The sequence below is a fragment of the Acinetobacter pittii genome (genome assembly GCF_034064985.1).
GTDB lineage: Bacteria > Pseudomonadota > Gammaproteobacteria > Pseudomonadales > Moraxellaceae > Acinetobacter > Acinetobacter pittii_H.
This window is the reverse complement of the sequence record NZ_CP139249.1, coordinates 1,270,641-1,285,329: the sequence shown is the minus strand read 5'-3', so window position 1 is coordinate 1,285,329 and position 14,689 is coordinate 1,270,641. Positions and strand designations below refer to the sequence as shown.

Here is a 14,689-nt window from a genome sequence, read left to right as displayed (position 1 = left end):
GAAACTAGGTTTAAGGGCGATTATTAGTTTTGAGAAAAAGCATCCTAAAAATTAAATGATTTAAGTCATCCGAAATAAAAATTGAGCCTAGAGATATGAATCAGATACTCATGGATAAACACCTATAAAAAAAGCCCTAACGGGCTTTTTTCAAATTAAGCAATAAATTTCAACATGAGCTGAATAACCGTTGCATTAATTAAGTCGACAAAGAATGCGCCACAAAGCGGAACAATCAAAAAGGCCTTATGCGATGGACCATACATATTGGTAATGGCTTGCATATTTGCAACGGCGGTTGGAGTTGCGCCCATACCGAAACCACAATGACCTGCTGCTAACACTGCCGCATCGTAATTTTTACCCATAACACGGAACGTCACAAATGCTGCATATAAAGCCATGGTCAGTGTTTGAGCACCTAAAATCACTACAAGCGGACCAGCCAAATCTGCAAGTTGCCAAAGCTTTAATGAAAGCAATGCCATTGCTAAATAAAGCGACAAAGACGCATTGCCAAATACATCAATCGCACGGTCAAAAATATCAATTTTCAACACGCTTTCTAAAATGTTTCTTAAGATTACACCGCCACCAAGTGCCCAAACGAAAGTTGGTAACTCGAACCAAGTTCCCTTACTAAAGCCAGTCATAAATTCAGCAAACGCTAAACATGCTGCAAACATACCCAGCGTAGTAATCGCATTATCTGCTGTAATTAAACGAACTTGATGCGGGTTTTCAAACGGTGCAAGGTCATCTGAGTTTTGTTCAACATGCGTATCACGATTTTGGATTTCAGCATTAGTTTTTGCTTGAGCAAGACCGTAACGGTTGATAAGCAGTTTCGCTAACGGCCCTCCAATCACACCACCAATAATCAAACCAAAAGTCGCGCTCGCCATCCCTAATGCTAAAGCACCTTGAATACCATGTTGAGTTTCTAAAATTTCACCCCATGCGCCAGCTGTACCATGACCACCTGTTAAGGTAATTGAACCAGCAATTAAACCAATAAGTGGATCAAGACCAAGTAAAGTCGCAAGACTCATACCTACAGCATTTTGCACAACAATAAATGAAGCTACACAAACCAAGAAGATGACTAAAGCCATACCACCTTCTTTAAGCTTCATAAAATTGGCACTTAAACCAATTGAAGCGAAGAACACGAGCATAAAGCTAGTTTGTAATTCGCTACTAAAAACAATGCTGTACCCCCACAGAGTGTGGATGAGTAGAGAAACTACAGCAGCCACTAAACCACCAGCTACAGGTTCGGGAATATTGTAGCGTTTTAAAAAATCAATTCGATTTACAAGAAAGCGGCCCAACAATAAGACGATAACCGCCGAAATTAGTGTATAAAAACCATTAAAAACAAATTCCATATATACTACTTTCTGATTACATTCCTAACGGATTGTAAAATAATTATATTTTTATTTTTAATATTTAAAAAAAAGACAAACAAACTTTACAAAATCCCTCTTTATTAAATAATATAAAAATAAATCAATATGTTATTTTGAGTATTTAGTAAAAATCATGATGTACTCTCTCTTAAATTTCGATATTGTTTCGGAGTTTGTTTAGTCCACCGCTTAAATGCTCGAGTAAAATGAGTAACTTCAGAATAACCAAGTTTCTCAGAAATATAAGAAATACTATTTTCATGATGATTCAATAATTTTTTTGCATGACGCTCTCTCATTTGATCCAGCAAAGCCTGAAATGTAATCCCTTCCTTAGCCAACTGGCGTTGTAAAGTTCTTTCAGTTAAATGCAATTTTTCGGCAACATCTTTCATTTTAAAGAAGCCTTCTACTTCATCAAAAAGTAACTCACGCACTAAAGCCGTCAGTGGATGTTTTTCTCCGCGTTTAGCGGCTAACTTGTTTAAATCATGCTTACACTGTTCACGAGCTAAACGTGCCGCCAATGGGTCAGCCATAATTAACGGCAATGCCAAAAAATTTTCCGAAAAAACCAAACGGTTGAATGGCTGATTAAATTGAATCTCACATGGTAGCAATTCTTTAACTTGCTCTAAGAAAGCGGGTTCAGGGTAATTTAATTCGGCTTTTATTTCTAATTTTTGCCCGGTAATGGCATTCGACATTTGGGCAAAGCCCACCATCAAAAATGTCATCCCTACAATCCCCATTTTAAAGTTCGCCATGGGTTGGTCTAAATATAACAAAGCTACATCGTTTTCTATTTCAAGTCGTGGTTTTAGCGCTGGACAACGTAGTCCAATAAACTGTTCCATCACATTTAAAGCTTCACCCAAATTTTGTGAAACCATTGCAGCAAGACCAACTGAACCATGACAAGACACGGTCATTTGCAGACCAAGATAGATACCTAATGCAGGCTCATTGGTCAGTTCGACTGCCCTATTCAGTAGATCATTAAAAATATTGAAATCTAAATACCAAAAGGGTTCCAACAGTTGCTCAACAGAAACTCCACTTCCTTCCAAGAGTTCTTCAGGAGATACATTTAGCTTTTGGACGACATCAGCCATAAGGCTGACATAGGTTCCTGGTAAAGACGGATTCACAATACGCTCTCTTTATTTTTCTCGATAAAATGTCGTGAAATGGTCAAAACTGTCATTTCAAGAACTATGACACATATTTCAGATTCGGCATAGTACCTCTTACTAAGTTGCCGCATTTTTATCCACTTCGTACAGGATAAAAATCTAATAAAGATTGGTGAAATATGAAAGCTCTGGTTACTGGTGGTGCTGGTTTTATTGGTTCCCACATTGTACGTACTTTACTCAATGAGAATTACGAAGTACGTGTACTGCATTTACCTCAAGAAAAATTAACCAATTTAGAAGGGTTAGATGTTGAGTTAATTGCGGGCGACATTACCGACCCAGCAAAAATGGATGAAGCAGTCGCAGGTTGTGATTTGGTTTTCCATACTGCCGCAATTTATGCCTTATGGCTTCCGAAGCCTGAGCTTATGCGTAAAGTCAATGTTGAAGGAACACGAACCGTACTCAATGCTGCAAAAAAAGCTGGTGTTAAACGTGTTGTATACACTAGTACAGGTGCATGTTTTGCAGGACAACCCAAAGGCATTCAGGCCACCGAAACCAGTCCATTTGCTTTAGGCGCGACTGGAGATGCTTACGTTTTAACAAAATTTGAAGCACATCAGGTTGCCTTACAGTTTGCCGCGGGCGGCTTAGATATTGTGATTGTCTGCCCGACAGGTCCAATTGGCCCTCAAGATATTGCCCCAACCCCGACAGGAAAACTTTTACTCACCATCGCTACCATGCCTGCCCTTGCTGTACCGGGTGCAATTAACAACATGGTTGATGTACGTGATGTAGCAAAAGGCCATATCTTGGCCGCGCAAAAAGGTAAAAGTGGCGAGACCTATATTTTAGGTAATCGAGATCTTGACGGCGTAGCGATGGCAAAAACAGTTCATCACCTCTTGGGCATCTGGCGCCCAGTAATGACCATTCCAAGTGTAGTTGAAGGCGTCTCATCTCAGCTTGCGGGCCATGCAGCTTTGTGGGTAACAGAGCATATTACTCATAAAGCTCCCCTTGTGACCCCTTCGGCAGCCAAAATCGGTCAGCTCGGCACCTCATTTAATTGTACAAAAGCCGTGCAAGAGCTTGGACTTCCACAAACGCCCGTTGAAATTGCAGTACGTGATGCATTGCAGTGGTTTGCAGCCAATGGTTACGTCAAATCTCGTAGCTTGATCAAAAAAATTGAGTCAATTTCGATCTGATTTAAGTAGGCAGGATTCTACTATGAGCACATTTATTGATCATCATATTGTTGCACGGAAAGTACAGTTTGATTTTTCTCAAACACCTCGGCATTGGGTTCCAAACGATGTGTTAACGACACATGTGCTGAACAGCATGCACGTTCTTTTACCTGCTGTTGAGCACTGGTTTTGTCGCCTTGCAAACAAAACGTTGCCCTATGTTGAAGATAAAAACCTGAAAGCAGATATCCGTGGTTTTATTGCCCAAGAAGCGGCCCACGCCAATGCACATAAAGGTGCAGAGATTTATTTTCAGACCCATGGCATAGATCCAACACCTTTTAAAGATTTTTTAAACTGGTTCTTTAAAGATGGCTTTATGGGCGACACTCCTTTTGGAATTTATGGCCCTTTTAAGCGCTATCCAAAACAGTGGCTCGCCTTTCGTATGGGTATTATTGCAGGGCTTGAACACTATTTCTGTTTCTTTGGTACATGGGCTTTAGATGCAGAAGGCCTAGAAGGTGCAGATCCAGCCATGCTAGATATTGTACGCTGGCACGGTGCCGAAGAAGTTGAGCATCGCACAGTTGGCTATGATGCTTATCGAGCTTTAGCTGGAGACGGCGTTAAAGGCTATTTAGGCAGACAGCTCAGCATGGGGTTTGCTTTTGCTGCAATGGTTGGGTTCTGGCTCGGTTCAACGGTCTATCTTTGTCATCTCGATGGAACCAAAGAAGCCCAAAAAATTGCTAAAAAAAATCCATTGGCCTTAGTTTGGCTATTTCAAAAAACTGCAAAGAAAAAGAAAAGCTTACCTGATCTCGGCATGATTTTGACTGCTTTAAAAGGATGGAGCAAATTGAGCTATCACCCTGAATATGATGGTGATGTCGAAAAAGCTTTAGCTTATTTAGCTCAGTCCCCAGCAGCTCAATTAGCCGCAGAGGCTTATGCCAAAGCGCTTTCTTCAAAAATGAAAAGCTGAGCAGTGCCATGATTCAAGTCGAGCAATTAACGTTAAACCGTGATGGACTCACTTTGCATGGGACTTTATATGGTGAAGCTGATGCCTCTTTAGTAGTACTTATACATGGTTTTCCCGACACACCGCATAGTTGGGACCACGTATACCCTTTACTCGTAAAAGCAGGCTATCAAGTTTTTGTCCCTTGGTTGCGTGGTTACACCCAAGATTCTGTAAATCGACAGGCACATTACGGTCTCGCCTCTGCTCTTGCAGATTTAGCAGCTTGGTTAGAACTTTTAAAAGCAAAAGGACGCTTAAAAAATAAAGCTCACCTCGTTGGACATGACTGGGGAGCTGCGATTGCAATGAGCTTTGCAAGTGGGCAATCCGAAGCTTTGCATAGCATGAGTTTGTTGGCCGTTCCTCCTATTCCAAATCTTAAGGATATTGTTAAAGCCATACCTAATTTCCCGCGTCAGCTCTACATGTCTTCTTATATGTTGCTCATGCAATCAAGATTTGCTGAACAGGTGCTATCTCGTAATAACGCAGGTTTTGTAGAAAAAATCTGGCGTAAATGGTCACCTACTTGGAATTTTACTGAGTCAGATTTTTCACCTACCCGCGCGGCTTTTCAAAATTCCGATATTGCTTGGGCAGCTACCCGCTATTACCACAACTTATTTGCAGTTTTAAATTCAGACAACCTTAAAGCAAATCAGCACTTATTAAGTCCAGTCACCACACCCACACTGGCTTTAGCTGGTTTGGCTGATGGCTGTATGAATATACGGCTACATCAAGCTTTAGCTCAGACATCTTATTTCCCACAAGGAATTGAGAGTGTCTATGTTCCCAACTGTGGTCATTTTTTACAAGCCGAACAACCCAACATTATCGCTCAGTACTTAATTCAACATTTTCAAAAGACTGATCGTTCCACTTAAGGCTGCATCAACTCTATCAGTCAAGTTATTTATACTTTATTTCAGGATTTTTCTATGAATAAATTAGTCAAACCCTCTACCCCAACTCAACTTGTAGATGTACTTATTATTGGAGCTGGTCCCTCAGGTTTAAGTACTTGCATCAAGTTAAAAGAGCAAGGAATTAAAAACGTTGTCATTTTAGATATGGCTAGCCGTATTGGTGGCACATGGGCATTAAATGATTACCCAGGCCTATTTTGTGACGTACCGAGTGAAATGTATTCTCTAGGATTTGCTCCAAATCCAAACTGGTCACGAACCTATGCGCCTCAAGCCGAAATTCGACAATATTTAGAAGATGTGGCTTATAAGTTTGAGATTGTGAACCAGATTAAACTTAACACCGAAGTCACGCATGCTGAATGGAATAATGACTTAAATCGCTGGCTCATTAGCACACGTGATGGTAAAAAATATAGTGCAAAAATCTTTGTACCTGCGACAGGTTTTATTGGCGAAGCAAAAATGCCGAGCTTCCCGGGTCAAGAAAAGTTTAAAGGCACTATGTTTCACTCAGGTAAGTGGAATCATGAGCATGATTTAACAGGTGAAAAAGTAGCTGTGATCGGTAGCGGCGCTTCAGCTATTCAGTTTTTACCAGCCATTCAGCCTAAAGTCGGCCATCTTTATAGTTTCCAACGTACGCCTTCATGGGTTTTACCAAAACCGGACTTTGCCGTTCCAAATATTGTAAAAGTTACATTTAAGAAAGCGCCAATTTTAGAAAAAATTATTCGTGAAAGTGCGCTGTGGAGTCTAGAACCTTCACTTCCTATTTTCATGAATGAAAATATTATGAGAAAACTGCATGCCTTAGGAAAGTTAAATATCTTTTTAGGTGTTAAAGACCCAGAAATGCGTAAGGCATTAACACCTACGCATACCTTAGGTTGTAAGCGCCCAATGTTTTCTAATAACTGGTATATGGCTTTAGCCAAACCAAATGTGACTGTCCTCTTTCAGGGCTTATCTCATATCACTGAAAATGGTGTAGTCGGTGAAGACGGCAAAGAAATTAAAGTAGATACCATTATTTTTGGTACTGGCTATGCTGTCGCAGAACCTGCGATTTATAAAATTATTAAAGGTGCAGCAGGCCGCAGTTTAAGCGAGGTATGGCAGCGTCAACCGCGTGCATACATGGGCATGTCAATTCATGGTTTCCCTAACATGTTTATGATGCTAGGTCCAAACTCTCAAAACACCGTGGGTTCAGTGATGTGGACCGCTGAGCAGCAATCCGTTTATACCGCAAAAATGGTGAAGTTAATACAGCAGCAACGTCTGGACCGTATTGAAGTCAAAGCAGATGTTCAAAAACGTTTTAATGACCGTATAGATAAGCGATTGGCTAAAATGCCGGTAAGACCAGATGTTTGTAAAAGCTATTATCTAGATGATGCGGGTCGTAACCATATTATTTGGCCCGAGTTTGGTTTTGTGATTAAACATAAGCTGCATCACGTCAATTTGAAAGACTACGACACCACAACTAAAGTAATTAAAGTGGTCGCTTAATAAACTCATTCAATCTAAGTAAAAAAAGATCAAGATACCGAAGTATCTTGATCTTTTAATAAGTACGAATTAAAAACCAAATAATGAAGCAAGCCAGTTAAAGAAACTAAAAACAACGTTATCGGTAGTTTTAGGTTCAGTTGTCGGCTGTGAAGGTGTTGGTGGATTTGTTACTGGCGGTTGAGTCGTTGGCTCTACTGACGGCGGTGTAGTTGGTGGTGTTACTGCTCCAGTCTGGTTTCCGGCTGCTGACCATTTCACCAATACATCATTGATTTGATGAGTATACTGACAGATTACAGCACCGTATTTATCAGTACCCGCAATACCGTTATTAATACCAATTAAGGTATTATCATCTGACAGCCAAGGACCACCAGAATCCCCTGCATTCATAGACGCGGTTGCTTTGTAGTAAATCCCTCGTGCTAATGGTGAAGAGCCTACATCTCGAATATTGATATATGAAGTGCCATATAAATTTTCAGGTAAGGCCGCACCCGTACTACTACGACCTAAATAAGCCGTTACATCACCACGCCCAATATTTTGCCTTGCTTCAGTTTGACTACATGCGGCTGGAATTTTGGCTACGGTTGCACCGCTATTATTATCAATAGGGTGAGATAGGCGTATTAAAGCGATGTCTACATCAGGAATCTCAACCCAGCCTTCATCTTTTTTAAAAGATGCTGCTTGAACTTGAGATAAAAAACTCGCCCCATATTTCACCGTCCCACCAAGTGTATAGCCTTGATTCGCACTATCACCCCAAACTGCCGCCGTACAATGTGCCGCCGTTAAAACTACATCATTGCGAATTAATACTCCTCCACAAGTATTACCTGATGTCTGTGAGAAAAAAAGGAAAGGTTTGGTGACGGTAAATTCTAGTTTTACAAAAGAACTTGAGTTATCTGCTGCCATGACTGAAGAACTGTATATAACTAATGCTAGAGCATTAATTAGTCCCCCAATATTTTTTTTATACATGTTTATCTCCTTCAAATATTTAGAAGTATTTAGGGTGTTATGACTGTTTTTTTGATAAATATTTCACAGGACTGCGATGATTTATCAGCCAGAGATTAACCACTTAACTTCTTGAGGAGAACTTCATTTCACGACATAACTGACCTTTTCACGACAATATGAAATCATATTAATTTCTATTTATTTTTCATAAAGTTACTCTATAAAAAATAATCAAAATTTAAGTTCTTTACTGCTTTTAATTTAGTTATCGATAACCTAACAAGTCTTTATCGAGTTGATTAAACTGTTCTTCTAAAAAATCCAGCAGCCTTTTAATGGCAGGTAACAATCCTTTTCTAGAAGCATAAGCCGCATGGACAATACCGCTTGTAGGTTTCCATTCAGGTAAAACCACAATCAGTTCTTTACGCAAAATATATTCGTGAGCCATCATAATCGGTAAAGGAGCAATACCTAAGCCATGAATAACAGCCTGTAATACCCCGGTCATGTCATTCACAATTAAATCTGGGTCATGCTGGAAATGAGTTGTTCCATGCTCCTGATGATGAAGTACCCACACACTTTGTTGTTCTGCATTACCAAGCCCAATAGTTCTGAACTGATGCAATTCATCTAAAGTTTGAGGTATCGGCTGCTTAGACAAAACACGAGGGTGCGCGACTAAACACTGATCACTGGTCACAAATTTTTTCATGACCAAACCACTATCTTTGAGGGGCGGATAGCGAACACGAAAAGCAATATCAATTCCTTCATTTAAGACATCAACATTTCGGTTGGTCACATCAATATAGATTTTTATTTTTGGGAATTGCAGCATAAATTTAGTCAGAAACTCGCCCATGTGATGATGCAATAACGCAGGCGGACAAGACACCCGAATCGTTCCACGCGGCTCTGACTGGTTTAAATCAATAAATTCTTGGGCATTTTCAGCATCGATCAAAATCGCGTGACAGTATTGATAATATTGTTGGCCGAGTTCAGTCACACTAAATTGTCTAGTGGAACGATGCAATAAACGTACACCGAGTCTTTCTTCTAAAAGTGCAACTCTTCGGCTGAGTTTAGATTTTGGAATATCGAGCGCTCTAGCAGCAGCAGAATAACCACCATATTCAACAATTTTTGCAAAGTAATATAGATCGTTTAAATCCTGCATTTCCTACCTCTTATTGTTCAAATAATAGAACACTAAAATCAAATTTCGGCAGCTTCTAGGCTCATATTTTCGTTATATCTTAATTAAACAAGAAGTGAATAACTATACAAAAACAGCTATCCCCCTGTTTTATTTAGTCATCCTTCCAACTTTAAATTTATCGAAATAAAGTGGAGCATAAAATGAGTACACCAGCAAATTTTAACGGTCAAGCACCCGTAATCGACCCAAATAATGTCGCAATGCTACTAATCGATCATCAAAGTGGCTTATTTCAAACTGTAAAAGATCTTACTGTTCCTGAGTTACGTGCAAATGTGGTTACTCTGGCTAAAGTTGCAACGCTATGTAATGTGCCAGTGATTACCACTGCTTCTGTTCCTCAAGGTCCAAATGGTCCCTTAATTCCAGAAATTCACCAGTTTGCTCCTCATGCACAATATGTTGCCCGTAAAGGTCAAATTAATGCTTGGGATAACCCTGACTTTGTTGAAGCAGTCAAAGCAACAGGTAAAAAACAACTGATTATTGCAGGTACTATTACCAGCGTATGTATGGCTTTCCCAAGTATCAGTGCAGTTGCTGAAGGTTTCCAAGTCTTTGCGGTGATTGATGCATCTGGAACATATTCAAAAATGGCTCAAGAAATTACATTAGCTCGAGTTGTGCAAGCTGGCGTGGTGCCAATTGATACAGCGGCTGTGTGTTCAGAGCTACAAAAAACATGGCATCGTAGTGATGCGGCAGACTTTGCAGCTGCCTATAGTGCAATTTTCCCACCATACCAAATGCTCATCGAAAGCTATCAAAAAGCGCAAGATGTTGTTAAAAACAATGAAATGCTAGATTCTGAAAGAACCTAATTCATCAGTTTTTCAGCCTAAATGTCCAATCTCTTACGATTGGACATTTAAAATAAATCTATTAAAACCCAAGCTGTGCTTTAGTGCGCTCTTCCAAAGCTTTTGAGTCGTGTTGTTCTGGATGAAAATCTAATTTGTAATAGTCCAAATAATCTTTCCATAAAGTACTTAAAAAACCATTCCTTCCAAGAATTAATGCATTAAATTCTTTTAAGTGGAGTAACTTCCATGCGGAAAAGTGAGTTATGCCCAAATACACCGTACCCGCTGCCATTATTCCTGCCATATATAAAGTCACAAATGGCATCACAAGAAGCCGAATGAAATTGCCCCCAGAGACATCTTGATATAAATCGAAGGCCACACTTTTATGTTCGCTTTCTTCTACCGCATGCCATAACCAGATATTTTTTAAAGTTTCATTACTCGATAAACGCTCCTGCAAATCGGAACGTCTCATAATCTGCCGTGCAATAATGGCCGTAAAATGTTCAGCAGCCGAAGTAATTGCTAATTGCTGGGTTGGTGTGAAATATTTTTTCAGCCTAGCCATTAACCATTCCACATTGGCTGAAACAGGCTCGGTATCGAGTCCAGATGACTGTATAAGTTGGTTCAGATGTTCATGTTCTTTGGCATGCATCGCCTCTTGTCCAATAAAGGCTGCAATATCTTTTTGAAGTCGCTCTGTTTTAGCCTGATTTTGTAAGTTTCTTACACTATGTACAAAAAATCGCTCACCCGCAGGAAACATAGCAGACAAAGTTGCCAGCCAGTACTCTCCCCAAGGGTTATCCTTAAATAAAGTAGCTTGAGACTGATTAAAATTAAAACTCATATGGCGCACAGGAAAGTGAGCACCTCGATCAAAGACTTTAGCTAGAATTCCCATTTTTTATTCCTTCATTGTTTCATTGAATACAATTCAATGAATTTATTTTTCTAAGGTTTAATCACTTATCTTGTAATTGATTGCATTTCGCTACTATTAAAAAAATGCTTAAGCCATCTCACCTAAGCATCTTTTTAAAGTTAGTTAGCCACTTACATACTATTCATTTAGACAAGAATCTGATGGTTGTCCCATAAAGTATTTAAAGTAGTGTTGACATTATTTAAGGTTAAAAATGAGGTACTGTTATAAACGGTCCCTGCACCATCTCGGTCAATGCTTAAAATACTGTTATTTCCATTGAGGTCTAATGAGAGATAAGAAAAAATAGAGTTTACAGTACTGCCATTGGCATAATTAATGAGCAGTTCACTAATATCAATTTTGTCAGCTTCACTGTCAGTTAAAGTATTGCCGACTTTAAAGTCTTTCCAAATATCAGCTCCGTTACCACCCGTTACATCGTTTGTATTTAATAGTTTATATAACGCAGTGTCAGAGCCTAAACCACCAATCAAAGTATCGTTATCTTTTCCACCATTTAAAATGTCATTACCCGCACCGCCATTTAGAACGTCATTGTTGGTACCACCACTTAAAATGTTATTACCACTGTTCCCAACAATGGTATTACCATTTCCATTACCCGTTCCATCAATGTTGTCTGTTCCCAACAGATTCAAATTATTAAGTGCATTGCCGCTATCTAATGCATAACTCACAGTTGAGTTAATGGTCTCGAATCCTTCATTAATTTTCTCGATAATGACATCATTTACATTATCAACATAATAGATGTCATCACCCAAACCTCCAATCAACGTATCAATCCCAATTCCGCCATTGAGGCTATCATTGCCGACTCCACCATCTAAAGTGTCGTTTCCTTCACCACCGTTTAATGTGTCATTTCCAGCAAATCCATTTAAAATGTTGTTACCAGCATTACCAGTGATTAAGTTATTAAGCGTATTCCCGTTGCCGTTTAAATTATCCGTGCCATTTAAAGTGAGGTTTTCTAGGTTATCTCCTAAGGTATAATTTATATCGGAGATTACTTTATCATTCCCCTCACTAGTATTCTCTACAATGCTATCACCTACATTGTCTACATAATAAGTATCGTCACCCGTTCCACCAATCAGGCTATCTGCACCTTTTCCTCCATCAAGTGCGTCATTTCCGGCACCGCCCAATAGAACATCGTCTCCCCAATTTCCTTTTAAAGTGTCGTTGCCAGCGCCACCTTCTAAACGGTTAGCTAAACTGTTACCGACTAAAATATCATCGTAAGCACCGCCAATTGCATTTTCGATTTGAGTACCAAGGTTGATGCTCAATTGATTTGCAGTTGATATATGAGAAGATTTTTCACCAATATAACTCCAGCCGCCCTGATTAAGATCGATAGTAGCGGCTTGTGTAGCGTTACTTGCATTGACTGTATCGACACCTGCACCATCCCATATTAAAACGCCTTTAGTGCTATCAAACACATAGCTATCATTACCTGCACGCGCGGAACTATTCACCCCATATATCGCTTGCAAAGCAGCAACATCAAATGGCGCAAAAGAGCCATCATATGACATACCAGTACGGTCATACGACATGACTGACCATGCCCGTGTGTCTTCTTCTTTTGAGAAACTATCAATAGTGGAACCTTCAAAAGTATGACGTAACCCTAAAGCATGCCCCAACTCATGCGGATAACTCGCAGTTACCCAAGTACCCGCTGGGTCAAACCAAAAATCAGGGCCAAACGCCACATCTGAACCAACAAAAGCTCCGCTTGGATACTGTGCATAAGCCGTAGCCGCAGTGCTATTGCGGTATGCAGCAACAGTATTAAGCTGTGATGCATTGTCTGTTAACGTAAAAGTTAATGCTGAAAACTCAGAAGCTTTCTGATAAACCTGAGTCATAAAGTCTTGCTGAGCTTGGCTAAAAGGACTCCACCATGCAGGTGCTTGACCATTTGCATCGAGTAGGTAATCAGGTGCGGTTGAAGGGAAAATATACTTAAAGTCTGGATTACTATTTGTTGTGGCAACAAGCGCGCGTACCCAGTAATTCACTCCAACCGTCGGATCTAGTTGGGCATGATCAATCGTCACGCCATCGGCAAATTGAATACTAAAGTTTTTATTATTGTTGGCAAGATAGCCAGTTAGCTTAACAATATCACTATCGCTGTATTGAATATTTAAAGTGGTTTTATCAAAACTGTATTGAACGTCGGTAGATTTAACATCTGTAAACACAATTGTGTTATTGCCTGAGTAATCTCCATTAATTGTGTCTATCCCATCTCCTAAAGAAAAACGATAAGTGTCGTCACCTTCCCGCCCATTTAACGTGTCATTACCTTTACCTCCAGTGATCACATCATTTGGAAGAGTACCCGAAAAGTTGTCGGCGTTATCAGTCCCATTCCACGTTGCAGTTTTTCCTGTTAGAAACTGTTGATAGGTTTGGACTACGCCATCTGAAAGAATGTAGTTGTTAATATAGGCTTTTAAAGTGATGCTATCCGTTGCTGAATAATTAATGACTAACTCATTATTAACATTCGTTGTGAATGTAATATCTTTTGCAGAAACATTGGTAATTTGGATGGTGTTTTTACCCGAATAATCGTTAATGGTATCGTTACCATCTCCTTTGCTAAATTGATAAGTATCGTCGCCACTTCCTGAAGCTAACCAATCGTTTCCAATTCCACCTACAGTTAAGTCATTACCAGTTCCACCATATAACTTATCATCGCCAGCACCACCATTTAACGTATCGTTTCCTGCATTTCCGTTTAAGGTATCATTACCTTCAAGTCCATTAATAATATCATTCGATGCAAAGCCATTAATCGTTTCATTGCCTTTGGTGCCAGTGAGTGTAATATTTTTATTGGTGAGTAATTGATCGAGTGTGGCAGTTGTCCCATCTAAAAATTTAAAGCTACTTACATTCCCTTCAATTAATACTGCATCAGTATCAGAGTATTTGACTTCTAAATTACTTCCACTGCCTTGTATAGATAGATCTGCCAAATTACTCGCCATAAACTGAATCGTGTTATTTCCACTATAGTCAGTGACTTTATCTATTCCGTCCCCTTTGCTGAATTGATAAATATCGTCTCCGACTCCACCAAATAGACGATCATTTCCCGCACCACTACTTATTTGATCGACTAAATTTGTGCCTACAATCCACTCACTGTTTGCAGTAGAAATATTTAGACCATTACCCCCACTTGTAAATAAAACCTGTTTTTCGACCCCATCACTGAAAATCATGCGAGCTTTAGCAAGAGAATTAAAATTAAGTGAATAGTAAGTTCCTGAATAATTAGTGACATATAAGACATTATTTATATATTCAATTTGCCTAATATCATTTGAAGTAAAATTATCAAACTTTAGCCATAAACCATTTTGATCATTGCCATAAGTTACCATTGGGGTTTCCTTTTTTTTGTTATTGGAAAAGGAAATATTATTTAATTATTCTTAATAGAAGAACCTCTTTGGGCGACAA

At 39.4% G+C, this 14,689-nt stretch carries 11 protein-coding genes; 5 read left to right on the top strand and 6 right to left on the bottom strand.

Annotation, left to right across the window (positions count from 1 at the left end; genetic code table 11):
• Positions 1–155 precede the first annotated feature (155 nt).
• Both gltS and SOI76_RS06185 read right to left on the bottom strand, forming a co-directional pair.
• Entirely contained in the window at positions 156–1,391 is a 1,236-nt protein-coding gene (gene gltS, locus SOI76_RS06190) for a sodium/glutamate symporter (protein WP_032054212.1), read from the bottom strand.
• A gap of 155 nt (positions 1,392–1,546) precedes the next feature.
• Positions 1,547–2,566: an AraC family transcriptional regulator gene (locus SOI76_RS06185; RefSeq protein ID WP_104078988.1), complete on the bottom strand. Its 1,020-nt coding sequence runs from the start codon at positions 2,564–2,566 to the stop codon at positions 1,547–1,549.
• 164 nt (positions 2,567–2,730) lie between these two features.
• On the opposite strand from SOI76_RS06185, the gene SOI76_RS06180 reads away from it, so the two are divergent.
• The 4 genes from SOI76_RS06180 to SOI76_RS06165 are packed head-to-tail and all read left to right on the top strand — an operon-like array spanning position 2,731 to position 7,230.
• Positions 2,731–3,771 carry an NAD-dependent epimerase/dehydratase family protein gene (locus tag SOI76_RS06180; RefSeq protein WP_057074467.1) on the top strand — a complete coding sequence of 347 codons (1,041 nt, stop codon included), beginning with the start codon at positions 2,731–2,733 and terminating at the stop codon, positions 3,769–3,771.
• Positions 3,772–3,793: 22 nt separating this feature from the next.
• Complete coding sequence (locus SOI76_RS06175; protein WP_104078989.1) at positions 3,794–4,741, top strand: metal-dependent hydrolase; 948 nt, start codon at positions 3,794–3,796, stop codon at positions 4,739–4,741.
• 8 nt (positions 4,742–4,749) lie between these two features.
• Complete coding sequence (locus SOI76_RS06170) at positions 4,750–5,670, top strand: alpha/beta fold hydrolase (protein WP_104078990.1); 921 nt, start codon at positions 4,750–4,752, stop codon at positions 5,668–5,670.
• Positions 5,671–5,724: 54 nt separating this feature from the next.
• Complete coding sequence (locus SOI76_RS06165) at positions 5,725–7,230, top strand: flavin-containing monooxygenase (RefSeq protein WP_104078991.1); 1,506 nt, start codon at positions 5,725–5,727, stop codon at positions 7,228–7,230.
• 69 nt (positions 7,231–7,299) lie between these two features.
• On the opposite strand, the gene SOI76_RS06160 is transcribed toward SOI76_RS06165, so the two are convergent.
• Both SOI76_RS06160 and SOI76_RS06155 read right to left on the bottom strand, forming a co-directional pair.
• The gene (locus SOI76_RS06160) at positions 7,300–8,223 is read right to left on the bottom strand and encodes a trypsin-like serine protease (protein ID WP_104078992.1); all 924 of its coding nucleotides are present in this window, start codon (positions 8,221–8,223) and stop codon (positions 7,300–7,302) included.
• Positions 8,224–8,470: 247 nt separating this feature from the next.
• The gene (locus SOI76_RS06155; protein WP_001153333.1) at positions 8,471–9,391 is read right to left on the bottom strand and encodes a LysR substrate-binding domain-containing protein; all 921 of its coding nucleotides are present in this window, start codon (positions 9,389–9,391) and stop codon (positions 8,471–8,473) included.
• A gap of 182 nt (positions 9,392–9,573) precedes the next feature.
• Between SOI76_RS06155 and SOI76_RS06150 the strand changes: the two genes are divergently transcribed.
• Positions 9,574–10,254, top strand: coding sequence for a hydrolase (locus SOI76_RS06150; RefSeq protein WP_032033394.1), 681 nt, complete (start codon positions 9,574–9,576; stop codon positions 10,252–10,254).
• A 61-nt stretch (positions 10,255–10,315) separates the two neighbouring features.
• Here SOI76_RS06150 and SOI76_RS06145 read toward each other — a convergent pair whose 3' ends face one another.
• Both SOI76_RS06145 and SOI76_RS06140 read right to left on the bottom strand, forming a co-directional pair.
• Positions 10,316–11,146 carry a metal-dependent hydrolase gene (locus SOI76_RS06145; RefSeq protein ID WP_000511746.1) on the bottom strand — a complete coding sequence of 277 codons (831 nt, stop codon included), beginning with the start codon at positions 11,144–11,146 and terminating at the stop codon, positions 10,316–10,318.
• A 167-nt stretch (positions 11,147–11,313) separates the two neighbouring features.
• Complete coding sequence (locus SOI76_RS06140; protein WP_104078993.1) at positions 11,314–14,610, bottom strand: M10 family metallopeptidase C-terminal domain-containing protein; 3,297 nt, start codon at positions 14,608–14,610, stop codon at positions 11,314–11,316.
• Between the last annotated feature and the right edge of the window lie 79 nt (positions 14,611–14,689).